The organism is Paenimyroides viscosum (assembly GCF_003858535.1).
Classification (GTDB): Bacteria; Bacteroidota; Bacteroidia; order Flavobacteriales; family Flavobacteriaceae; genus Flavobacterium; species Flavobacterium viscosum.
The window spans coordinates 1-22,126 of sequence record NZ_RQTJ01000007.1; the positions used below are offsets into that span (position 1 = coordinate 1).

At 36.0% G+C, this 22,126-nt stretch carries 21 protein-coding genes; 17 read left to right on the forward strand and 4 right to left on the reverse strand.

The features are described from left to right. Positions 1-255: 255 nt before the first annotated feature. The 6 genes from EG242_RS04425 to pdeM all read left to right on the forward strand — a co-directional run bounded on the left by EG242_RS04425 (position 256) and on the right by pdeM (position 6,551). Complete coding sequence (locus tag EG242_RS04425; RefSeq protein ID WP_124898701.1) at positions 256-516, forward strand: SemiSWEET transporter; 261 nt, start codon at positions 256-258, stop codon at positions 514-516. A gap of 56 nt (positions 517-572) precedes the next feature. Beyond that, positions 573-743: a phosphatidate cytidylyltransferase gene (locus EG242_RS14915; RefSeq protein WP_203227679.1), complete on the forward strand. Its 171-nt coding sequence runs from the start codon at positions 573-575 to the stop codon at positions 741-743. 120 nt (positions 744-863) lie between these two features. Beyond that, complete coding sequence (locus EG242_RS04430) at positions 864-1,874, forward strand: ligase-associated DNA damage response exonuclease (RefSeq protein WP_124898702.1); 1,011 nt, start codon at positions 864-866, stop codon at positions 1,872-1,874. After that, entirely contained in the window at positions 1,871-3,451 is a 1,581-nt protein-coding gene (locus EG242_RS04435) for an ATP-dependent DNA ligase (protein WP_124898703.1), read from the forward strand. The genes EG242_RS04430 and EG242_RS04435 overlap by 4 nt, the downstream gene beginning before the upstream one ends. A 2-nt stretch (positions 3,452-3,453) precedes the next feature. Further along, positions 3,454-5,907: a ligase-associated DNA damage response DEXH box helicase gene (locus tag EG242_RS04440; protein WP_124898704.1), complete on the forward strand. Its 2,454-nt coding sequence runs from the start codon at positions 3,454-3,456 to the stop codon at positions 5,905-5,907. After that, complete coding sequence (gene pdeM, locus EG242_RS04445) at positions 5,904-6,551, forward strand: ligase-associated DNA damage response endonuclease PdeM (RefSeq protein ID WP_124898705.1); 648 nt, start codon at positions 5,904-5,906, stop codon at positions 6,549-6,551. Before EG242_RS04440 ends, pdeM begins: the two co-directional genes overlap by 4 nt. A gap of 62 nt (positions 6,552-6,613) precedes the next feature. Here the strand turns inward: pdeM and sppA are convergent, their stop codons facing one another. After that, the gene (sppA, locus tag EG242_RS04450; protein WP_124898706.1) at positions 6,614-8,386 is read right to left on the reverse strand and encodes a signal peptide peptidase SppA; all 1,773 of its coding nucleotides are present in this window, start codon (positions 8,384-8,386) and stop codon (positions 6,614-6,616) included. A gap of 114 nt (positions 8,387-8,500) precedes the next feature. On the opposite strand from sppA, the gene folK reads away from it, so the two are divergent. Beyond that, positions 8,501-9,649 carry a 2-amino-4-hydroxy-6-hydroxymethyldihydropteridine diphosphokinase gene (gene folK / locus EG242_RS04455; protein WP_124898707.1) on the forward strand — a complete coding sequence of 383 codons (1,149 nt, stop codon included), beginning with the start codon at positions 8,501-8,503 and terminating at the stop codon, positions 9,647-9,649. Here the strand turns inward: folK and EG242_RS04460 are convergent. From EG242_RS04460 to EG242_RS04470, 3 genes are read right to left on the reverse strand one after another with little or no spacing between them, the layout of a single operon-like run. Next, positions 9,629-10,390 (reverse strand): hypothetical protein, encoded by a 762-nt coding sequence (locus EG242_RS04460; protein WP_124898708.1) that lies wholly within the window; start codon positions 10,388-10,390, stop codon positions 9,629-9,631. The genes folK and EG242_RS04460 overlap by 21 nt on opposite strands. Continuing rightward, positions 10,365-11,951 carry a sulfatase-like hydrolase/transferase gene (locus EG242_RS04465; protein WP_124898709.1) on the reverse strand — a complete coding sequence of 529 codons (1,587 nt, stop codon included), beginning with the start codon at positions 11,949-11,951 and terminating at the stop codon, positions 10,365-10,367. The genes EG242_RS04460 and EG242_RS04465 overlap by 26 nt, the downstream gene beginning before the upstream one ends. Continuing rightward, on the reverse strand, positions 11,952-12,485 hold the full coding sequence (locus EG242_RS04470; protein WP_124898710.1) for an RNA methyltransferase: 534 nt from the start codon (positions 12,483-12,485) through the stop codon (positions 11,952-11,954). It abuts the gene before it with no gap. A gap of 112 nt (positions 12,486-12,597) precedes the next feature. On the opposite strand from EG242_RS04470, the gene EG242_RS04475 reads away from it, so the two are divergent. From EG242_RS04475 to EG242_RS04520, 10 genes are all read left to right on the forward strand, one after another. Next, entirely contained in the window at positions 12,598-13,485 is an 888-nt protein-coding gene (locus EG242_RS04475) for an AraC family transcriptional regulator (RefSeq protein WP_124898711.1), read from the forward strand. Between the two features lie 113 nt (positions 13,486-13,598). Next, positions 13,599-14,720 carry a muconate/chloromuconate family cycloisomerase gene (locus EG242_RS04480; protein ID WP_124898712.1) on the forward strand — a complete coding sequence of 374 codons (1,122 nt, stop codon included), beginning with the start codon at positions 13,599-13,601 and terminating at the stop codon, positions 14,718-14,720. Positions 14,721-14,723: 3 nt separating this feature from the next. After that, on the forward strand, positions 14,724-15,014 hold the full coding sequence (locus EG242_RS04485; RefSeq protein ID WP_124898713.1) for a muconolactone Delta-isomerase family protein: 291 nt from the start codon (positions 14,724-14,726) through the stop codon (positions 15,012-15,014). Between the two features lie 102 nt (positions 15,015-15,116). Further along, the gene (gene catA / locus EG242_RS04490) at positions 15,117-16,046 is read left to right on the forward strand and encodes a catechol 1,2-dioxygenase (protein WP_203227680.1); all 930 of its coding nucleotides are present in this window, start codon (positions 15,117-15,119) and stop codon (positions 16,044-16,046) included. A gap of 119 nt (positions 16,047-16,165) precedes the next feature. After that, positions 16,166-17,518 (forward strand): Rieske 2Fe-2S domain-containing protein, encoded by a 1,353-nt coding sequence (locus EG242_RS04495; RefSeq protein ID WP_124898714.1) that lies wholly within the window; start codon positions 16,166-16,168, stop codon positions 17,516-17,518. 5 nt (positions 17,519-17,523) lie between these two features. Then, the gene (benB, locus tag EG242_RS04500) at positions 17,524-18,009 is read left to right on the forward strand and encodes a benzoate 1,2-dioxygenase small subunit (RefSeq protein WP_124898715.1); all 486 of its coding nucleotides are present in this window, start codon (positions 17,524-17,526) and stop codon (positions 18,007-18,009) included. 12 nt (positions 18,010-18,021) lie between these two features. Next, the gene (gene benC, locus EG242_RS04505; protein WP_124898716.1) at positions 18,022-19,026 is read left to right on the forward strand and encodes a benzoate 1,2-dioxygenase electron transfer component BenC; all 1,005 of its coding nucleotides are present in this window, start codon (positions 18,022-18,024) and stop codon (positions 19,024-19,026) included. Next, positions 19,026-19,817 (forward strand): 1,6-dihydroxycyclohexa-2,4-diene-1-carboxylate dehydrogenase, encoded by a 792-nt coding sequence (locus tag EG242_RS04510; RefSeq protein WP_124898717.1) that lies wholly within the window; start codon positions 19,026-19,028, stop codon positions 19,815-19,817. Before benC ends, EG242_RS04510 begins: the two co-directional genes overlap by 1 nt. Positions 19,818-19,910: 93 nt before the next feature. Continuing rightward, positions 19,911-20,690 (forward strand): 3-oxoadipate enol-lactonase, encoded by a 780-nt coding sequence (gene pcaD / locus EG242_RS04515; RefSeq protein WP_124898718.1) that lies wholly within the window; start codon positions 19,911-19,913, stop codon positions 20,688-20,690. Positions 20,691-20,707: 17 nt separating this feature from the next. Continuing rightward, positions 20,708-22,054 (forward strand): 3-oxoacid CoA-transferase, encoded by a 1,347-nt coding sequence (locus tag EG242_RS04520; RefSeq protein ID WP_124898719.1) that lies wholly within the window; start codon positions 20,708-20,710, stop codon positions 22,052-22,054. The last annotated feature ends 72 nt before the right edge of the window (positions 22,055-22,126 follow it).

The window sequence follows — 22,126 nt, forward strand, 5'->3', positions numbered from 1 at the left end:
CAATACAATATACTGATTTTTAATCTTTTGAGCAACTTTTTCTATAATGCACTACGGGTAATATTTATTCCTTAAAGACAAAAAAGCTAGATCCCTTCATAAAACATAAAAAAGTAACAAATTCGTGTTTGTAAACTATTAAATAAGTAGATATATTCCGCAGTATAAGGAACAATTCTACCATCTTAAAAACTTAAAAAAATTAGTATTATATTTATGTCAACCAAACTCATTTCAACTAAATATAAGCCATTTATGGAAACAATTATTGGTACAATTGCCGGAATATTAACATCTATATCCATGCTTCCACAGCTTATAAAAGTTGTAAGAGAGAAAGAAGTAGAAAATCTTTCGTGGGGAATGATTGTTGTTTTACTATCAGGAGTTTCGTTATGGGTTGTTTATGGTGTTATGAAAAATGAACTACCTATAATTGTATCTAACGCATTTTCTGTTTTAGTGAATTTAACGCTTCTTATTTATTATTTTAAATATAAGGATAAAAATGCTTAAAAACACAACAGATTGATTATCAATAATTTTAACAAACAAAATTAAAAAATTAGTCTATGAAAAAGTATTTTTTATTTGGTTGTTTAAGTTTAACATCCTTACTGCTTACAGGTTGTAGCGCAGTAGAAACCATTTTTAAAGCCGGCATGTGGTGGGCATTTATTCTTGTTTTTCTTGGAATTGGATTAATCTTCTGGATTTTTTCAAAAATGAGAAGTAAAGACTAAAATTATTACCTTATTAAGATGCGGAATTTCTAATAACAGAAAACCGCATCTTTTCTTCCCTTATAAAAACATTCAGAAGCCATTTTTTTAGTTTTAATTTGATAGTAAGCACATCTACAAATGCAAATATTAAATTTTACAGACAAAGGCATTTACTGTATTCCGGGTAAGTTTTATATTGATCCTTGGAAACCCGTAGACTATGCGCTTATAACGCACGGTCACGCCGATCATGCGCGTTGGGGAATGAAAAAATACTTGTGTCACCATCTCACAGTTCCCATTCTTCATATTCGCATTGGTGCGAATATTCAGGTTCAGGGTATCGGCTACAACGAACCCATCAATATAAATGGCGTAAAAGTGTCGTTTCACCCGGCTGGTCATATTATTGGTTCGGCCCAGATACGTATGGAATACAAAGGGAAAATTGCGGTTGTTTCGGGCGATTACAAATTGCAAAACGATGGACTTTCTACTGCTTTCGAGCCTGTTAAATGTCACGAATTTGTTACAGAAAGTACTTTTGGATTGCCAATTTACAAATGGGCATCAACAGAAAAACTGAATGAATCCATGCAGAATTGGGTTCTTCACAATCAGGAAATCGGTAAAACATCGGTTTTTGTAGGATATTCTTTAGGCAAGGCACAACGTATTTTAAATGCTGTCAATGGCATCGCTCCGGTTTACACACATTATTCCATCACCAAACTGAATCAGGCGTATGAAAACGCAGGAATTCAATTGCCGCATTATGAATCGCTCGATTTCAGAGAATCTGTTCAACATGTAAATAAAGGTATTGTAATTGTTCCGCCAGCGCTTGTAGACACCAATGTTTTAAAGAAAATTCCGAATATGGTTTACGCTATTTGTTCAGGATGGATGCAGGTTCGCGGAGCAAGAAGATGGCGCAGTGCCGATGCCGGTTTTGCTGTTAGCGATCACGCCGATTGGGACGATCTTTTAAAAGCTGTTAAAGAAACAAATGCCGAAAAAGTGTATGTAACCCACGGGCAAACTGCCGTATTTGCTAAATATTTGAACGAAAACGGAATTGAAGCCGTTGAACTGCATACTGCTTTTGGAAATGAAGAAGAAGACGAATCTATACCTGAAAGCCTATGAAAGCATTTGCGCAACTGATAAATTCATTAGACAGCACCAATAAAAATCTGCAGAAAATCGCAGCTATTGAACTGTTTATTGATACCGCGAGTAACGACGATAAATTGTGGTTTCTTTCGCTCTTCACAGGCAAACGCCCTAAGCGAAGTGTTACCACAAAACTTTTAAAACAATGGGTTTTAGAGGAAACACAGTTGCCCGAATGGTTGTTTTCAGAGAGTTACGCGGCTGTTGGCGATTTAGGCGAAACCATTGCGTTGTTATTACCCGATAACGAACATCCTTCAGAAAAATCACTTTCTGAATGGATGAACGAAATTATTGCCTTAAAAGACAAAACCGAAGACGAAAAAAGAATGTATGTTGTTAACAGTTGGCAAGCTTTAAACAACACCGAGCGTTTTATTTTCAACAAATTGTTGGGCGGAAGTTTTCGTTTGGGTGTTTCGTCAAAAACAGTCATCAATGCTTTTGCAAAACATTTTAATTTAGAAGCTGCTGCCGTAACCCACAGTATTATGGGCGATTGGGATCGAAACGAAGTCGACTTTGAAGGTTTGGTAAAAGGAAATTACACCGAAATTAATAAAAGCAAGCCCTACCCTTTTTGCTTGGCGTATGCCTTGGATAAAGATTTGGTTGATTTAGGAACTATTGATGATTGGCAGATTGAATATAAATGGGACGGAATTCGTGCGCAGGTTATTAAACGCGAAGGCGAATTTTTCATTTGGTCGCGTGGCGAAGAATTGATTACGACTCAGTTTCCCGAAATCGAAAAAGCTTTGATTGATTTTCCTTATGATTTTGTGATCGATGGCGAACTATTGGTCGTTAAAGATAACGAAGTATATAATTTCAGTGAACTTCAAAAACGATTGAACAGAAAAAATCTGCCTAAAAAAATGCTCGAAGAACTTCCGGTATCGCTTTATATTTATGATATTTTAGAATGGAAAGGTGAAGACATCCGTACGAAACCACTTTCGTACCGAAGATCTATTTTGGAAGATCATTTTAATATCGATACAAATCCATCGCTTCATTTATCATCTGTTATCAAAGAAATCGATTGGACAAAACTGCCCGAAATTCGTAACAATGCGCGTTTAATAAACAGCGAAGGTTTAATGTTGAAAAACGTTCATTCGCCTTACCATACCGGAAGAAAACGAGGCGATTGGTGGAAATGGAAAACCGATCCTTTAACCATTGATGCCGTACTTATTTACGCTCAAAAAGGCAGTGGTCGCCGTAGTGGTTATTATACCGATTATACGTTTGCCGTTAAAAGTGGCGATGCACTTGTTACCATTGCCAAGGCTTATTCGGGTTTAACAGATAAAGAAATTCAAGAGGTTAGCAAATTTGTAAACAAAAACGCTATTGAGAAATTTGGTCCGGTTAGAACGGTAAAACCCGAGCTGGTTTTCGAAATTGCTTTTGAAGGAATCGGTTACAGCAGTCGGCATAAATCGGGTGTTGCGTTACGCTTCCCAAGAATTTTGCGTTGGCGTAAAGACAAAACAGTTGCCGATATTGATACGATAGACGAAGTTAAAAAACTGATTACCTGATTATGGAAAACTTAAAAACATCCGAAGGTTATCAGATTATAAATAATTGGATGACCGCCGATCAAAAAGTTCCTTTTGAATTTCAAGAGCGAACCTGGAATTACTATCACAAAGGTTACAGCGGGATGGTGGTTGCTCCAACAGGTTTTGGCAAAACATTTTCGGTTTTTTTGGGCGTTGTCATCAATTATATCAATCAGTGCCAAAAAATGCAGTCGGGTTTAAAACTTTTGTGGGTCACCCCTATTCGATCGCTTGCAAAAGATTTGGCGCGCGCCATGCAGGAAGCCGTTGACAGCATAGGAATTGATTGGGTTGTTGAAGTTCGTAACGGCGATACAGATCCCAAACAAAAAGCAAGGCAAACCAACCAAATGCCCGATGTGCTTATTGTAACACCCGAAAGTCTGCATTTGTTGCTGGCACAAAAAAGTCGCGATAAATTCTTTAAAAATTTGCAATGTATCGCAGTTGATGAGTGGCATGAATTAATGGGAAACAAGCGCGGTGTGTTGGTTGAACTGGCTTTGGGATATCTTCAAAACAACGTATCGAAACTTAAAATCTGGGGAATTACAGCAACAATCGGCAATATTGATGAGGCAATGGATGTTTTGCTTCCGAATGCTTCAAAACGTATCAAAATAGTATCAAAAGAAAAAAAACAGATCGAAATTATACCTGTTTATCCCGATAAGGTTGATGTATTACCGTGGGCGGGTCATTTAGGTGGAACTTTGGCTGATAAAGTTGCCGAAATTATTTCATCAAGCCGATCTACTTTGGTTTTTACAAATACCCGAAGTCAGAGTGAACTATGGTATCAGTTGCTTTTAAATGCCGATCCCGATTTGGCTGGTCAGTTGGCGCTGCATCACGGTTCCATAGATCATGCGTTGCGACAATGGATTGAAAATGCTTTGAGCAGCGGTCAGTTAAAAGCGGTTGTTTGTACTTCATCTTTAGATTTGGGTGTGGATTTTAAACCCGTTGATACCATTGTTCAAATAGGATCGAGCAAAGGAATTGCCCGTTTTTTGCAACGCGCCGGCAGAAGTGGCCATTCGCCTTATGAAACATCGAAAATTTATTTTGTTCCCACGCATACTTTGGAATTGTTAGAAGTTGCTGCACTTAAAGATGCTTATAAAAATAAAATCGTAGAAAAGCGAGATCCCATGGTGCTTACTTATGATGTGCTTGTTCAGTTTATGGTTACAATTGCGTTGGGCGGCGGTTTTAAATCGAACGAACTTTTTCCGATCATTCAACAAACTCATGCCTTTAAATATCTGCAAGAAGAAGATTGGAACTGGTGTTTGGAATTTATTACAAAAGGTGGAAAATTGGGCGAAAATTATGAGGAATTCCATCGGGTTGATGTCAGCGAAGACGGAGTTTACGAAGTTAAAAAACGACGTATTGGTATGCTTCATCGTTTAAATATCGGCGTTATTGTTAGCGATGCCATGCTGCGGGTAAAATATACATCGGGCGGTTACATTGGCATGGTGGAAGAATATTTTTTAACGAAACTTAAAGCCGGAGATAAATTTATTTTGGCTGGAAGAGTGTTGGAATATGTGCGAATGAAAGAACTAACCGTTTATGTTCGCAACAGTTCAGGCAAGGCAATAACACCAAGTTGGCTGGGCGGCAGATTGCCTTTAAGTGCCGATTTAAGTCTATTTTTACGTCAAAAATTATCAGAAGCTGCAGAAAATCAATCAAAAAGTAAAGAAATTCAGTTTTTAAATCCGCTTTTAAGTTATCAGGAAACTCATTCTGCATTGCCATTACACAACCAACTTTTGGTGGAACAGATTCACACGCGCGAAGGTTATCATTTGTTCATGTATCCTTTAGAAGGCAGATTGGTGCACGAAGTTATGGCAACCGTTATTGCGTACAGAATCAGTAAGCGATTTCCGATTAGTTTTTCGATCGCTATGAATGATTATGGTTTTGAATTGTTTTCGGATCAGCCAATACCTGTGGATCTGGAATTTCTTACCGAATTATTTCAGTTAGATCGTTTAATGGACGATGTTGTTGCAAGTATCAATGCAACCGAAATGGCATTACATAAATTCCGGGATATTGCCGTAATTGCAGGCATGGTAATACAAACTTTTCCGGGTAAACAGCGAAATAATAAATCGCTTCAGGCATCATCGAGCATCATTTTTAAGGTGTTAGAAGAATTTGAACCATCGCATCTTTTGGTTCGACAAGCTTATAACGAAGTTTTTAATCAGCAACTGCAGGAAGTCCGTTTGGTTGATGCTTTCAAACGCATTGCGTCAAATAAAATTGTCCTTAAATTTACAGATCGATACACGCCGTTGAGCTTTCCGATAAAAGTAGACAGTTTAAGGCAATCACTTTCAAGTGAAGATCTTACAACGCGCATTAACCGAATGATTGAACGAAATTTAAAGAAACATAAAAAATGAATCTGATTGAACAACCTATTTGTTTTGCCGGTAACGATTTGCTGTTGAACAATCAGCGAAGTATTTATTGGCAGGCGCAAAATGCCTTGATTCTTTCGGATCTACATTCAGGTAAAAGTGCGCATTTTAGAAAGCACGGCATGGCAATACCGTCGTATCTGCATTACAGCGATTTAGAACGTTTGCAATTTTTAATTCAACACTATCAACCCAAAAAAATCATTATTGTGGGCGATTTAGTACATGCTGCCACAAACAAAGAAGTGATTGATTTTAAAAGATTAACATCAACTTTTTCTTCTACAGCTTTTCACTTGATAAAAGGAAACCACGACCGTATTTCCGAAAAATTAATCAAAGATTTAGGAATTGCTTCTGTAACCGAAAATTTAGTTATTGATACGATTCAGTTTGTTCATGAACCCAATTCAAACAACAACATACCAACCATTTCAGGACATATTCATCCGGGAATTCAAATTCCATTGTTAAAAAACAGTCGAAAAAATTTACCTTGTTTTGTGGTACAATCATCGCAAATAATATTACCCGCTTTTAGTAAATTTACTGGCTTAGACATTAAGACAACGTTTAAAGACGCTAATTTTTATGGTTTTCATGAAGAAGGATTTTTTATAGTGTAGTTTATAATTAAAAATCCCTCTTTAAGCGAACCGAAAGAGGGATGAAATTAGTAAACATTAATTTATCTTATATTTAAATGATAAGGCATCATTGCTTGAACACCTTTGCTTTGTTTAAGATAATTCATACGTTGAAGCAACTCATAATTTTCTGTTCCTATTTCGTTTTTAATAGCATCTTCTTTAACGCTAGATACTGACATTCCTAAAAACTTGCGGAATAAATCTGCTAATTCTACTTCGTATTCAGGGTATAACGAAACTTTGTAATTATCTGTTTTAACCAATTTGGCTGCGTACGCAATAGCGTCATCTAAACTTCCTAATTCATCAACCAAGCCTAATTGCTTAGCCATAGTTCCCGTCCAAACTCTACCTTGAGCCATTTCATCAACTTTTGCTTTATCTATTTTTCTACCTTCAGCCACACGTGAAATAAAAGTATCATAAATAATTTCAATGCTTTCTGTAAGTGTTTGTTTGTATTTTGGAGACATCTCTTCAAAAACACTGTAACCAGTTGCGTTTTCGTGCGTTTTTACTGCTTCGGCATTTACTCCGAATTTATCTGCAACCTTTTTAAAGTTCGGCACCATACCAAAAACCCCTATAGATCCTGTAATTGTCCCCGGTTCAGCAAAAATTCTGTTTGCGTTACAAGCAATATAATATCCACCCGAAGCCGCCACATCGCCCATTGAAACAATTACCGGTTTTACTTTTTTGGTCAGTTCAATTTCTCTCCAGATAATATCAGATGTTAAAGCGCTACCACCTGGTGAATTTACACGCAAAACAACCGCTTTAATTTTATCATTTTTACGCGCTTCTTTCAATGCACGGTTTATAGATCCTTCGCCAATGGTGTTTACATTTCCTTCGCCACCTTGAATTTCGCCCTGAGCAAAAATTACTGCGATTTGATCTTTAGCCGAAACTTTCTTAATATTTAAATTGACATCTTTTATATAATCTAAAATTTCAATTTCATTAATATTATCATCATACTTAATATCCAACGCTTTTTTAATTCCGTTGTGGTATTGATCTATGTATGCAATTTTATCGATTAATTTATTCTGAAGCGCCAAGTTTGCATTACGTGCATCTAAATTCGTTGCAATATCGTTCAATTTTGCAACCGGAATTTTACGGTTTTTAGAAATATCGCCTACATAAGATTCCCAGATCGAATTCAAAAGTACGGTTAACTGCTCACGGTTTTCATCACTCATTGTTTGCTGTAAAAACGGTTCCACAGCACTTTTATATTTTCCGTGACGGATAACTTCCATGTGAATTCCAGATTTTTCTTGTAAATCTTTCATATATAAAATCTCAGAAGCCAAACCTTTAAAATCGATGCTTCCCATTGGGTTCATGTAAACCGTATCGGCTACCGATGCTAAATAATATTCGCCTTGTGAATAATAATCGGCATAAGCAACAACAAATTTCCCAGTCTTTTTAAACTCAGCCAACTTATCAACAATTGCCTTACGTTGGGTAGATCCTAAACCTGTGGCATTATTTTCAATAGAAATTCCTTTAATTTTATCATCGCCTTTAGCATAATCAATAGCCTGTAACACGTTGATTAAACCGTCATTATTGGTTTCTTTATAATCAAAATCTTCAATATAAACACTTCCGCCGTAATCATTAGAAACATTTTCAAGATCTAATTTAATTATAGAATTGCTTTTGGTTGATTTTCCTGAAGATGAACTGCCAGCCGATGCAACCACACCAACGATCAGTAATAAGAAGAAAGACATCATACAAAATAGGATGATTCCTACAAATGTTGCCAGTACATTTTTTATAAAATTCATGTTTATTGTTTTAATCTATAGTTAGGTTAGTATGCGAAGTATGCAAAACGTTACAAAAAATTTGAAATGATTTTTTAGTGCGCTTTTTTTTAAAAGATTGCCTATTTTTGCAGCATGCACACGTACAATAAAGTAGTTTTAGCTTTAGGAAGCAATTTAGGAAACAAGAAAGAAAATCTGCAAAATGCCGTAAACCAAATTCACAGCCGCATTGGTTTTATAGCACAGGCATCGGCAATTTACGAAACACCTTCGTGGGGTTTTGACAGTTTTCCGTTTTACAATATGTGCCTTTTAATCCACACAAATTTATCGCCCGAAAAAGTTTTGACTGAAATAAAACAAGTCGAAAAAATATTGGGTAGAACAGCTAAAACAAGCGATAATTACGAAGCACGTACCGTTGATATTGACATTGTTTATTTTAACGATTTTGTTTTTGATTCGAACAATTTACAAATTCCGCACAAAGAACTGCAAAACAGACAATTTGTTTTGATGCCTTTAAACGATTTAATTTTCGATTGGAAACATCCCGTTTTACAGAAATCAACGCAGGAATTATTATTGATTTGCGAAGATGAATCTGAAATAAAAAAAGTTGATACTATTAATTTACCTAAGGATACTTTTGCGATTGGAACTATAAGATTTCTGGCGATTGAAGGAAATATTGGATCTGGGAAAACATCTTTAACTGAAAAAATTGCGCAAGATTTTAATGCAAAACCTATTTTAGAACGCTTTGCAGATAATGCTTTTTTGCCAAAATTTTACGAAGATCAGTTGCGATATGCCTTTCCGTTGGAAATGTCGTTTCTTGCCGATCGTTACTCGCAGTTAAATCAAGGGTTGGGTCAGTACGATTTATTTAACGATTTCATCATTGCAGATTATTACATTTATAAATCGTTAATTTTTGCCCAAGTTACTTTAGATACCGATGAGGCTTTGCTGTACAGATCTATTTTTGATGTAATGAACAAAGAAATTACAAAGCCCGATTTGTATGTTTATTTATATCAAAACACCGAAATTTTACTAAAAAACATTAAGAAACGTGGCAGAAGCTACGAGGAAAATATTCAAGCAAACTATTTAAATAATATCAACCAAAGTTATAGTGAATTTATAAAAACACTGCCACAAGAAAATGTGTTGATCATTGATGTTTCCGAAAAAGATTTTGTGGAAAATCATGAAGATTATTTAGAAATATTGAAGCTTATTAATGATAAAATATTATCTGTTTCCCACAGGTAAAGCAACCTGAATTAATACTGCTTCCACAGTAGCATCTGAAACATATTTTCTAAAATCGCGATAGTTTTTAATTTGATGGCGTGAATAAGGTTTATAAGTATGCCACAGATATTTTGTTTCGTTCTTAAAATATTTGTTTACAACTTCGTAAGCATTTACATTACTAGAAATGCCCGATGTTGGATATTTAACCAATAACTGCTTAATAGAATCAATAGTTGGTACTAATGTAGTTTCATTGGCTAAAGCTACTAATTGCGGTAAATAAAAACTGGTTTTAAAACCTTTTGATTTAAAAATTTGCAAATTGTGTATTTCTGTTGATTCTATTAAAATATTTTCATTTTTCAGTCCGTGTTTTTTTGCTAAACGATCTACAACTTCGGCAGATTTTTGAGCGTTGTCTTCCGAAAGATTTTTAAAATCTAACCACAATTTTACTTCTTTATTGGTAATTTCTGAAAAATAAGTATCTAAATTTAAACCAACAGATAGTGCTGGCGGATGGTTAACATCGAACGTATTGGTAATAGAATCAAAAACCACATCGAGTTCAACTCCACTATAAAATTTCTGGGTATAATTCAGCTTATCCAAACTATTAACTCGGTGTGCCCAAACTTTAGGTTGATGACCTATGTATTCTAATTTATACGGATTAAAAATATAAACAACAGCTGCTGAAATTAAAACAACAATTAAAATTAACAGCTTTTTATTTTTTTTGAACACGCTGGTCATAATCTTCCTCTTTTAAAATAATTCGCTTTTTAAATTTAAAATTGATATTAAAGATACTTTTTTCGGGTTGAAACTGATCGAATTCAATACGTGACAATTCCGAAAAACTGTAAATAAAATCTTCTAAATTGTATTTTCTATTTAATTTGTCCTGAAAACGTATGGTTGCTTTTTCATTGTATTTATCTGATGTCCACACCATAAAAGGAATTTCAAACATAGCATTAGATCCAATAGATTCGTGATGTCCAAAATAATCATATTCCTTAAAAACCTCTTCACCGTGATCAGAAAAATACATCACATAACTATTTTTATTAGCTTTTTTAACCAAATCAATCACTTCACTTACAACGAAATCATTATATCGAACAGCATTATCATATTCGTTAATTGTTTGGTGAGCTTTGGCTGAATTAAATTTTGTTTTAGGAGTATCGGTAAAAAAATTAAAACTTTCAGGGTACTTTTTATGATAACTTATATGGCAACCTTCTAAATGTAAGAAAATCATTTTTTTTGATGGTTTTTTATTAATGGTTTCCTTTAATTTAGGCAGCAAAATTTCATCGTATTTATTTGCATCTTCATAAATATTTGAAACATAAAAACGATTCTTACTTGCTTTTGCATACAGTGAAACCATTGATTCATAAGCTCCGATTGGTTTTTGGTTAGATAACCAATAAGTTTCAAAACCCGCCTGATTTGCCAATTGTAAAACAGTTCCCAATTTATTGTTTTCGGGATGTTGATAATCTGCCATGCTTAAAACCTTGTCTAACGATAAAATAGTTTGTATATGCGGACTTATAACATTTTGAAACAAATGCAGTTCGTTTTTTACTTTGTTAAGATTAGGATTTGTATCTCTATAATAACCGTAAATTCCCATATTGTTTCGGGTAGTAGATTCTCCGATAATTACTACATACAAAGCATCCTCATCATTATTTGAAACATTTGTAAAGTGTTTTGAAGTGCTTTTGGAGATGTCTTTTGAAATTTCTGCAGAAAAATATTTGTATTCAACAAAAGTATTAATCACCAATAAAGACAAACTTCTTTCGTAAAATCTGTAAGAAATAGCAACGCAAATAAGCACCATTATTTCAATATAATAGGTATGTTTTACTTTAAAGTTTGTATTCGCTTTAAAAATTAATAGTACAAGGCAAAAAATATATAATGTAGTAATTAACACGTGATACCATTTAGAATAACTGTTTAAAAAACTTGTTAGTTCGTAATAATTTGTTTCAAAAACGGTGTAAAGAACGGCATTATCAATAAAATTAAAGAAGCTGAGTAAGGTGAAAATCTTTATAAATAAAATGCTGTAAAAGGGTACTAATAAAAGTAAACTTACAATATTTTTAAGCACTTTTTTATTAATAAAATGAATTATAAGAACTATAAAAACTAAAATTGCACTATTGAATAATAATTCTTTAGCAATGATTTTTAACGAGAAATCGTTACTAAACATTACGCCGCTAATTGCTAAAATTGGTAGCAGCAGAAAAATTATTATTAAAATACAATTTTTATAGTCTTTCATTTATTTTGCCTGCATTTTCTGAAAAATATCCCAAATAACTATTCCGCCACTTACAGAAACATTTAAAGAATGCTTGGTACCTAATTGCGGAATTTCTACCACAACATCACTTTCATTAATTACTTGTTGATTCACTCCTTTAACTTCATTTCCAAAAAACAATGCATATTTCTGGTTGGCATCTACCTTAAAATCTTGAAGCATTACCGATCCTTCTACTTGTTCTAACGAAATAATCTGCACTTTTTCTTTTTTTAGTTCATCTACAACTTCCATTACCTCTTTTACATATTCCCAAGTAACTGTTTCGGTTGCACCTAAAGCCGTTTTATGAATTTCTTTGTTTGGCGGAGTAGCTGTAATACCACACAAATATATTTTTTCAATCAAGAAAGCATCGCAGGTTCTAAAAAATGATCCAATATTGTGTAAACTTCTAATATCATCAAGTACAACAATTATCGGTGTTTTTTCTGCTTGTTTAAATTCTTCAACGTTTTTACGGTTCAGTTCGTCTAAAATCAGTTTTTTCATTTTAAAATTTTAAAGCCCTAAAGATACAACTTACAATATATATGAGTAAAGTTTAAAACGCAACAGTTATAATTAATTTAAAGTTGTAACTTGTGGTATTGTACAACTGTTTATGAACCGAAACGAAAAAAATATTTATAAAGGATTGTACGGATCAAATGAAATTGAGTTCACTAAAGGGCTCATTAATATCAATCCGTTTGGAATCATTGGTAAACAACATCAAAACAATGTGTTGCAACACAGCCATAACCATTTGCTACAAGTTTTTTTAATTCAAGAAGGATCTACTCACTTTTTGTTTAATGCCCAAAAAGAACTCATTAATCAACCTACCATTATAACTGTTCCTAAAAATACTGAACACGGTTTTGAGCATCTTTCAGATGTAAACGGATGGATTATTTCTCTGTCTGATACAGTTTTAGAACGCATGATTCATCGCGAAGCAGAACTAATTGATTCTTTGTACGATGTACAGATTATTCCCATTCAAAACGACTCTTTGTCAGAAGAATTAGAAAAAACAATTTACAAATGCGTTTTGGAATATAAAATGGAACAGCCCGGTCGTTTACTAATGTTGGAATATTTGGTAGGACAATTTATTGTACAATTGTACCGATTACCACAAAATCAAAATCAAAAATTAAACAAAGTCGATCACTCATCAAAAATTTATTTCAGAAAGTTTACACAAGCTGTGAAAGAATCTGCTAATTACAAAAAAACAATAGATGAGTATGCCGACGATTTAGGAATTACGCCCGGACATTTGAATAAAATTTGCCAAACCGTAGCGTCCCAATCTCCTAAAGAAGTACTAATGAACTATTTTATCACGGAAGCTCAATTACTATTAACCGATGTAAGCCTTACGATTTCAGAAGTGTGTTATCGCTTAAATTTTGATGACAAAAGTTATTTTACACGTGTTTTTAAGAAAAAAACTGGAAAAACACCAGTTGAATTCAGAAAAAGTTTAGGAATTAAATTTTAACACGAATGATTGATAAGTGACATTTTCTATATAAAAAGTCCTATTATCAGCTCATTTCTATCTTCTAAATTTGTGATATTAATTCGTGAGTGTTCACTTACTAACTTAAAAATATGTCACAAATTACTATAAAAAGTATCGAAACAATCATTGTTGATCTTCCAACAATACGTCCGCACCACCTTTCCATGGCTGTTATGCGGAACCAAAGTATGGTGATCATCCGGTTGTTTTGTAGCGATGGCATTGAAGGTATTGGCGAAGCAACAACTATTGGCGGCATTTCGTATGCTGATGAAGCGCCCGAAACCATCAAATTAGCCATCGACACCTATTTTACTCCTTTATTAATAAATCAAGACGCTACAAAAGTGAATTATTTAATGAAGGTTTTAGATAAAAATGTTTCGGGAAATAATTTTGCCAAATCGGGTATCGAAACGGCTTTGTTAGATGCACAAGCCAAACGTTTAAATGTAAAAGTTTCGGATTTATTTGGAGGAGCTATTACAGATCAACTTCCTGTTTTATGGACTTTGGCGAGTGGCGATACCGAAAAAGATATTGAAGAAGCCAAACATTTAATCAGCATCAATCGTCACAATACTTTTAAACTAAAAATCGGTAGAAACGAACCACAAAAAGATGTAGATCACGTAGCTGCCATCAAGAAAGCTTTGGGTAAAGAAATCAAAATTACAGTGGATGTAAACCAAGCTTGGAGCGAACAAATTGCCAAACGCTATATTTTACAATTGCAAGAAGCAGGCATTGATTTGATTGAACAACCTTTGGTAAAATCAAACTTTGATGGATTGGCTCGATTGACGGATTTTTTTGATGTACCGATTATGGCAGACGAAGCCGCTGCTACTGTTTCAGATGCTTTTAAGCTCGCCAAAATCCACGCTGCAAGTGTGTTTGCTTTAAAAATATCCAAATCGGGTGGTTTAACAAATATTGCAAAACAAGCGGCAATCGCACAGGGTGCAGGCATTTCCCTTTACGGCGGAACCATGTTAGAAGGAACCATCGGCACCTTGGCATCGGCACATATCTTTTCCACTTTACCTAATTTAGATTGGGGAACAGAATTGTTTGGACCTTTGTTATTAACCGATGATATTGTTAAAAAACCCATTGAATACAAAGATAATTCTTTGGTTATTCCAGAAGGATTCGGTTTGGGCATCGAATTGGATTTAGAGAAAATAGAAAAATACAAACGCAAGTAAATTATGATATACGTAGTAGAAATGGATGTTAACATCCCAGAATCGTGGAGCGAAGATAAATTAGCCGATTACATAAAACGTGAACAAGAAACCTCACAAAAATGGCAAAAATCAGGCAAATGGGTGTATTTATGGCGTGTGGCCGGAAAATATTCCAACATTTCTGTCATCGATGCAGAATCACCAGACGAATTACATCAAATCATCAGTTCATTGCCCTTATTTCCATATATGAATATCAAAGTAACCAGCGTTTGCAAACACCCAAATGCTATTAGAGAAACAATGATTTAATGAAACGTCAGTTCGAGTGTTTTTTGTGGAATAAAATGAAACAAAAAATGTATCGAGAACAAATAATAAAACAAATACTAACAATTAAACAACAATAATATTATGAAAAGAATGGATCAAGCAGTTATAGACAAAACATTAGAATTAATCAAATCTCAAGAAAAAGCAGGTGAAGGAAACGAAAGAGTAAAAGAAATCATAAACCGTCTTTTAGAGGATTTATTTAACGCGATGGCAGATTTAGACATCACTTCTGAAGAAATGTGGATTGCCTGCGATTGGTTAACTCAAGCGGGTAAAAACAACGAATGGGGATTGATTTTCGCTGGTTTAGGTATCGAAAAATTCATCGATGTGAAAATGGATTGGGAAGATGAACAAGCCGGAATCGAAAACAAAACACCGCGTACCATCGAAGGACCTTTGTATGTAGCAGGTTCGCCAGAATCTCACGGTTATGCAGAATTAGAGACCGAAGTAGAAGAAGGTGCGGAACGTTTGTATATGAGCGGTTATGTGCGTGACGAGCAAGGAAATCCAGTTCCAGGTGCAAAAGTAGAAGTTTGGCATTGTAATTTGAAAGGATTGTATTCTTATTTCGATTCTACCCAACCAGATTTCAATTTACGTCGTGCCATCATCACTGATGCAAACGGAAAATACGAATTCAAATCGTTCTTACCAGTTGGCTATTCGTGTCCGCCAAACGGTTCTACCGATACCTTAATGAGCTTATTAGGTCGTCATGGGTCACGTCCAGCGCACATTCATTTCTTTGTGACAGCGCCTGATTTCAGAAAATTAACCACGCAAATCAACATCGAAGGTGATCCTTTAACTTATGATGATTTTGCTTTTGCAACACGTCCAGAATTGGTTCCACCAGTGGTTCGTATTTCGGCAGAAGATGCTGCTAAAGAAGGTAAAGACGAAGCTTTTGCTAAAATTGAATTCGATTTCAATATGGTAAAAGAAAAAGAAATTGCTCCGGCAGGTGAAAATAACAGAAAAAGAGCTTCTTTAGAGGCTTAGTCATACTCATTTTAGGGATTCGATTCTTCAATGGAATCCCTTTTTTCCAACATTAACACACGATATTTTTTATTCGATCTAGGTCGAATAGCCCTTGTATTGTCTAAAAAATTTGAATTATGAACAAAAAAGTTACACCAGAATATCTGGATTCTTTAGTGGTTCACGATCGAGAAAACGGACTTTTCCGTCACAATCGTGAGTCATTTACCAACGAAGAGTTATTCGAGCTGGAAATGAAATACATTTTCGAAAACAATTGGGTTTACTTGGCTCATGAAACGCAAATTCCGAACATCAACGATTATTATACCACATCCATCGGTCGTCAATCCGTCGTAATTACACGCGACAAAAATGGCGAATTGCATGGTTTAATCAACTCATGTACACATAAAGGAGCACAATTGTGCCGCTACAAAAAAGGTAATAAATCGTCGTTTACCTGTCCTTTCCACGGTTGGACATTCAACAACGCAGGAAAATTATTAAAAGTAAAAGATTCGAGAACAGGTGGTTATCCAGAACAATTTAATTGTGACGGATCGCACGATTTGGTAAAAGTAGCAAAGTTTGAATCGTACAAAGGTTTCCTTTTTGGATCGTTAAATCCAGAAGTGCTATCCTTAGAAGAATATTTAGACGAAGCCAAAGTCATCATCGATCAAATTGTAGATCAAGCGCCCGAAGGTTTAGAAATTCTGAACGGAACTTCATCGTACATCTACAACGGAAACTGGAAATTACAGATGGAAAACGGTGCAGATGGGTACCATGTTTCGTCGGTTCATTGGAATTATGTGGCAACGATGGGAAGAAGAGATTACGCCAAAGAGTCTACCAAAGCGGTTGATGCCAATGGTTGGTCAAAATCTGTGGCTGGTGTTTATGGTTTCAAAAATGGACATATTCTTTTGTGGACCAATAAATTAAACCCAGAAGTAAGTCCGATTTACCAACAAAAAGAACGTTTAATCGAAGAATTTGGCGAAGATAAAGCTGGATTTATGGTGAACATGACGCGCAATTTGGGAATTTATCCAAATGTTTTCTTTATGGATCAATTTTCGACGCAAATCCGTGTCATCAAACCTATTTCGGTAAACGAAACCGAAGTAACCATTCACTGTTTTGCACCAAAAGGCGAAAGTGCCGAAGAACGTGCAACGCGCATCCGTCAGTACGAAGATTTTTTCAACGTAACCGGAATGGGAACGCCAGATGATTTGGAGGAATTCCGTTCGTGTCAAATCGTTTATCAATCGACTGAATTGAAGTACAACGATATGAGTCGCGGGGCAAATCATTGGATTTATGGGCAAGACGAACAAGCAAAAGCCATGAATATTCATCCGATTATTTCGGGCATCAAATCCGAAGACGAAGGCTTGTTCATTACCCAACACGAATATTGGAAAGATTCATTGAAAGAAGGAATTGCAAAAGAAGTGTCTAACGAAGTAACGGTTTAAAAAACATGGAAAATTATCAAAAAATATTGGCTTTTCTTTACCAAGAAGCACGTCATTTAGACGAGAGAAATTGGGACGAATGGTTGAAATCGTACGACGAAGATTGTGTCTTTTGGATGCCAAGTTGGGACGATGAAGATCAGCTTACCCAAGATCCACAAAGCGAAATTTCATTGATTTATTATCCCAATAAAGGTGGATTAGAAGATCGTGTGTTCCGCATCAAAACCGAACGTTCCTCAGCATCTATGCCCGAACCCAGAACTTCTCACAACATCAGTAATGTAGAGATTTTAGAAGAAAACGACAACGAAATTAAAATCAGATTCAATTGGTTTACGCTTTCGTATCGATACAAAACAACCGATCAATACTACGGAACCAGTTTTTACACCTTAAAAAAACACGAAGATTCCTATTTGATCAGCAACAAAAAAATCATCCTGAAAAACGATTATATCCGTCAGGTTTTAGACATCTATCATATCTAAATCAGAAATTCTATGGCAAAAGTAGCATTAAATTTTGAAGATGGAATTACGCGTTTCATCGAAACAAATCCTTACGAAAGCATTGCTGATGCGGCTTATCGCGAAGGTATTAACATTCCATTGGATTGTGCTGATGGCGCTTGCGGAACTTGTAAATGTCTATCGAAAAGCGGAACATTTGATCCGGGTGATTATATCGAAGAAGCATTGACTGACGAAGAAGCAGAGCAAGGCTATGGATTGGCATGTCAAATGATTCCTGAAAGCGATATGGTGGTTGATATTTTGGCGAGTTCGGCAGCTTGTAAAGTTGAAGCAACTGCTTATGCGACCGAAATTACAGCTTTAACTTTTTTATCAACTGAAATTGTAAAGTTGAACGTTAAAATTACTGACGGACGAAAGATCACCTTTTTACCAGGACAATACGCCAATATTTTGGTTCCAGGATCAACCGAAACACGTTCATATTCGTTCTCGTCTTTGTCTGATGCTGATGAAATGGAATTCATCATCCGATTATTACCACAAGGATTGATGTCTGATTATCTGCGTAAAGCACAAGTCGGCGATGCATTGGAAATCACCGGCCCATTGGGCAGTTTTTACAGCAGAGCAGTTTCCAGACCTACTTTGTTTTTTGCAGGTGGAACAGGTATTGCACCTTTTATTGCGATGTTGGAACAGTTGGAAACCGAAACTTGTCAGCAGCAAATTCAATTGTATTACGGTGCAACAACAACCGAAAATGTGGTCGAATTGGATCGAATCAATGCCTATAAAAATATAAAAGTTCAACCATCGGCTTGTGTATCAAACGAAGAATCTTCGCAATATGCAACGGGATTTGTAACCCAATGGATAACCAAAGAACAGCTAACCGAAAACAATTACGATGTGTACATCTGTGGACCAAACGCCATGGTAGATGCGGTAAAAGCAGCTTTGGACGAACAACAAATTACCTATGATAATTTTTATACCGAAAAATTTATCTCAACAGGTGCAACAGCATAATGAATATGATATTTAAAGATCGATTTAATAATAAAGTAGCCATCGTTACCGGTGCCGCACAAGGCATTGGTAAAGGCGTGGCAGAACGATTGGCAAAAGAAGGTGCAAAAACCATCTTGGTCGATCGCTCTGATTTGGTGATCGAAGTGACCAAATCATTACAAGATCAAGGTTTAGATGCTTTGTATGTAACTGCTGATTTAGAAACCTACGAAGGTTTTCAAAAAGTAGTCAACGAAACTTTGAAACATGCTGAACACATTGATATTCTGATTAATAATGTAGGTGGAACCATTTGGGCAAAACCGTTTGAACATTACCAAGAAGACGAAATCATCAAAGAAATTAACCGCTCTTTGTATCCTACTATTTGGGGATGCAGAAGTGTGTTACAACCAATGATTGCAAACGGTGGCGGTGTCATCATCAACGTGTCGTCTATCGCTACGCGTTCCATCAATCGTGTGCCTTACGCCGCTGCCAAAGGTGGTGTAAATGCCCTAACGGCTTCATTGGCTTTTGAGCAAGCACCGAACAACATTCGGGTAGTTGCCATTGCAACCGGTGGTACCGAAGCGCCCGAACGCATCATTCCACGCAACGAAAATCCAATGTCCGAACAAGAAAAAGTTTGGTATCAACAAATCGTCGATCAAACCCGAAATTCATCGCTCCAAAAAAAATACGGAACCGTTGAAGATCAGGTCAGTGCGATATTATTTGTCGCATCAGACGAAGCAAAATTTATAACAGGAGTAACCATTCCTGTTTCTGGTGGAGATTTGGGTTAAAAAGCCTAAAACTCCATTTTATTTAATAGAAATTTAAGAGCAAACGACTCCTAAAATCCGTAAATTTATACGAGTCAAAAAAGAGATAAAAATATGCCTACCATACAATTAAAAAATTTCAACTGCCATTATTTGTACGAAAATTTTGGACACGATCAAACCTTGGTTTTATCCAATTCTTTGGGAACCAATTTTTCGATGTGGGAAGATAATATTGACGAGTTAAGTCATCATTTCAATATTTTACGTTACGATAAAAGAGGTCACGGAAAAAGTTCGATCCATCAAGAGCAACTGACCATTGCCGAATTGGGCGAAGATGTGGTGGAATTGGTAGACGCATTGAAATTAGAAAAAGTGTATTTCTGCGGACTTTCAATTGGTGGTTTAACCGGACAATGGTTGGGCATACACCACGCAGACCGATTCAAAAAAATCATCATTGCCAACACAGCAGCCAAAATTGGTACGATCGAAGGTTGGGAAGCACGCATCAAACAAGTAACTGATTTTGGTTTGGAAAGTATTTTAGATGGAACAGCTACGCGTTGGTTTACGCCCGAATACCGTCAACAAAATCCGGAAAAAGTAGAACAAATACTGAATGATTTTAAAGCCAATTCTTTGCAAGGTTACACCGCTTGTTGTCATGCTGTAGGTATAGCCGATTTTAGGGAGGAATTACACAAAATCGAAATTCCTTTACTGATTATCGCTGGAGATAAAGACGAGGTAACCACAGTGGAAGACGGTCGATTTATACAAAAAAATGCAGGTGTAACGCATTTGGTTACGTTAAACGCTGCACATTTATCGAATATGGAGCATCCGCGCGAATTTGCGAAGCACCTTATTCATTTTTTACAACATTAAAAAAACAAACAAAAGATATGAAAACAGTTCCTCAAATATCCTTAAAAGAAGCCGTTGCCTTAGTAAAAGACGGCGATATATTGTTGCAAGGTGGTTTTGGAATGACCGGAAATCCAGTTCATTTGATGCACGCCTTGGCCGAAACTTCTACCAAAAACCTCACGTTCATTGGTAATAATGTAGGTGAAGCAGGTATTGGTGGCGGACGATTATTGAGAAACGGACAATTAAAGAAAATGATTGGTTCGTTTTTTACGTCTAATCCCGAAGCGGTAAAAGCAGCGCAAGATGGAGCAGTAGAATATGAATTGTTACCACAAGGTACTTTAGCAGAAGCCATTCGTGCAGGTGGAGCTGGTATTGGTGGATTTTTCACGCCAACCTCAGCCGGAACAGCTTTGGCAGAAGGTCGTGAAACGAAAATTTTAAATGGTGTAGAACAAGTTTTTATTCCAGGAATTCGTGGAAATGTAGCGTTTATCCGCGCTTGGAAAGCCGATACAGCTGGAAACTTACAATACCGTATGACTGAACAAAATTTTAACCGCGCCATGGCAACTGCAGCCGATTTGGTGATTGCCGAAGTAGAAGAAATTGTGCCTGTGGGCGAAATTGCTCCAGAACATATTCATACGCCTGGTTCGTATGTGGATTATTTGGTGCAAGCGACCTTGACCTTAGAAGATTTAGGAAGTTCAGCTACGGTTTCATCGAGCAAAAAAGTATCTGAAGCCCGAATGAATATGGCAAAACGTGCTTTAAAAGAACTGAAAAAAGGCGATGTGGTTAATTTAGGAATTGGTATTCCGACCTTGGTAGCTGATTTGATTTCGGAAGAGGACGGTATTATTCTACATACCGAAAACGGAATGTTGGGCGTTGGTCCAGCTCCGACTGATGGTGGTGGCGCAATGGATTATCCGGTAAATGCAGGTAAAGTGCCGATTACAGCCTTGAATGGTTCGTCATATTTTGATTCAGCCGATTCTTTTGCGATGATTCGTGGAAAACACGTTGATGTCGCTGTTATGGGTGGATTGGAAGTAGATGAACAAGCAAATTTAGCCAATTGGGCAGTGCCTGGTCAACCGTTGTTGGGTGTTGGTGGCGCGATGGATTTGGCTTCGGGAGCGAATAAATTAATCATTACGATGATGCATACCGAACGTGACGGTTCACCTAAGGTTGTTCCAACTTGTGAATTGCCGTTAACAGCGATCAAAGCCGTGGATATGGTGATTACCGACAAAGCCGTTTTTGAATACATCGATGGACAGTTAACCTTGACAGAGTTGATGCCAAACGCAACTTTAGAAGATGTACGCGCAACGACCACAGCGAAATTTGTAGAAAAATTGGATTAAAAAATGTATAATGTAAACCCGTTGGATGTAATTATTTCCACCACATAGAAACATAGATTTTTCTTTTGTTTT

What these genes read in the sequence shown, in the direction of transcription:
- EG242_RS04465 (WP_124898709.1), bottom strand. Translation starts at nt 11,951, where the DNA reads ATGAAAGACTATAAAAATTGTATTTTAATAATAATTTTTCTGCTGCTA.
- EG242_RS04435 (WP_124898703.1), top strand. Translation starts at nt 1,871, where the DNA reads ATGAAAGCATTTGCGCAACTGATAAATTCATTAGACAGCACCAATAAA.
- EG242_RS04480 (WP_124898712.1), top strand. Translation starts at nt 13,599, where the DNA reads ATGTCACAAATTACTATAAAAAGTATCGAAACAATCATTGTTGATCTT.
- pcaD (WP_124898718.1), top strand. Translation starts at nt 19,911, where the DNA reads ATGCCTACCATACAATTAAAAAATTTCAACTGCCATTATTTGTACGAA.
- benB (WP_124898715.1), top strand. Translation starts at nt 17,524, where the DNA reads ATGGAAAATTATCAAAAAATATTGGCTTTTCTTTACCAAGAAGCACGT.
- sppA (WP_124898706.1), bottom strand. Translation starts at nt 8,386, where the DNA reads ATGAATTTTATAAAAAATGTACTGGCAACATTTGTAGGAATCATCCTA.
- catA (WP_203227680.1), top strand. Translation starts at nt 15,117, where the DNA reads ATGAAAAGAATGGATCAAGCAGTTATAGACAAAACATTAGAATTAATC.
- pdeM (WP_124898705.1), top strand. Translation starts at nt 5,904, where the DNA reads ATGAATCTGATTGAACAACCTATTTGTTTTGCCGGTAACGATTTGCTG.
- EG242_RS04430 (WP_124898702.1), top strand. Translation starts at nt 864, where the DNA reads ATGCAAATATTAAATTTTACAGACAAAGGCATTTACTGTATTCCGGGT.
- benC (WP_124898716.1), top strand. Translation starts at nt 18,022, where the DNA reads ATGGCAAAAGTAGCATTAAATTTTGAAGATGGAATTACGCGTTTCATC.
- EG242_RS04460 (WP_124898708.1), bottom strand. Translation starts at nt 10,390, where the DNA reads ATGACCAGCGTGTTCAAAAAAAATAAAAAGCTGTTAATTTTAATTGTT.
- EG242_RS04425 (WP_124898701.1), top strand. Translation starts at nt 256, where the DNA reads ATGGAAACAATTATTGGTACAATTGCCGGAATATTAACATCTATATCC.
- EG242_RS04510 (WP_124898717.1), top strand. Translation starts at nt 19,026, where the DNA reads ATGAATATGATATTTAAAGATCGATTTAATAATAAAGTAGCCATCGTT.
- EG242_RS14915 (WP_203227679.1), top strand. Translation starts at nt 573, where the DNA reads ATGAAAAAGTATTTTTTATTTGGTTGTTTAAGTTTAACATCCTTACTG.
- EG242_RS04520 (WP_124898719.1), top strand. Translation starts at nt 20,708, where the DNA reads ATGAAAACAGTTCCTCAAATATCCTTAAAAGAAGCCGTTGCCTTAGTA.
- EG242_RS04440 (WP_124898704.1), top strand. Translation starts at nt 3,454, where the DNA reads ATGGAAAACTTAAAAACATCCGAAGGTTATCAGATTATAAATAATTGG.
- folK (WP_124898707.1), top strand. Translation starts at nt 8,501, where the DNA reads ATGCACACGTACAATAAAGTAGTTTTAGCTTTAGGAAGCAATTTAGGA.
- EG242_RS04485 (WP_124898713.1), top strand. Translation starts at nt 14,724, where the DNA reads ATGATATACGTAGTAGAAATGGATGTTAACATCCCAGAATCGTGGAGC.
- EG242_RS04475 (WP_124898711.1), top strand. Translation starts at nt 12,598, where the DNA reads ATGAACCGAAACGAAAAAAATATTTATAAAGGATTGTACGGATCAAAT.
- EG242_RS04470 (WP_124898710.1), bottom strand. Translation starts at nt 12,485, where the DNA reads ATGAAAAAACTGATTTTAGACGAACTGAACCGTAAAAACGTTGAAGAA.
- EG242_RS04495 (WP_124898714.1), top strand. Translation starts at nt 16,166, where the DNA reads ATGAACAAAAAAGTTACACCAGAATATCTGGATTCTTTAGTGGTTCAC.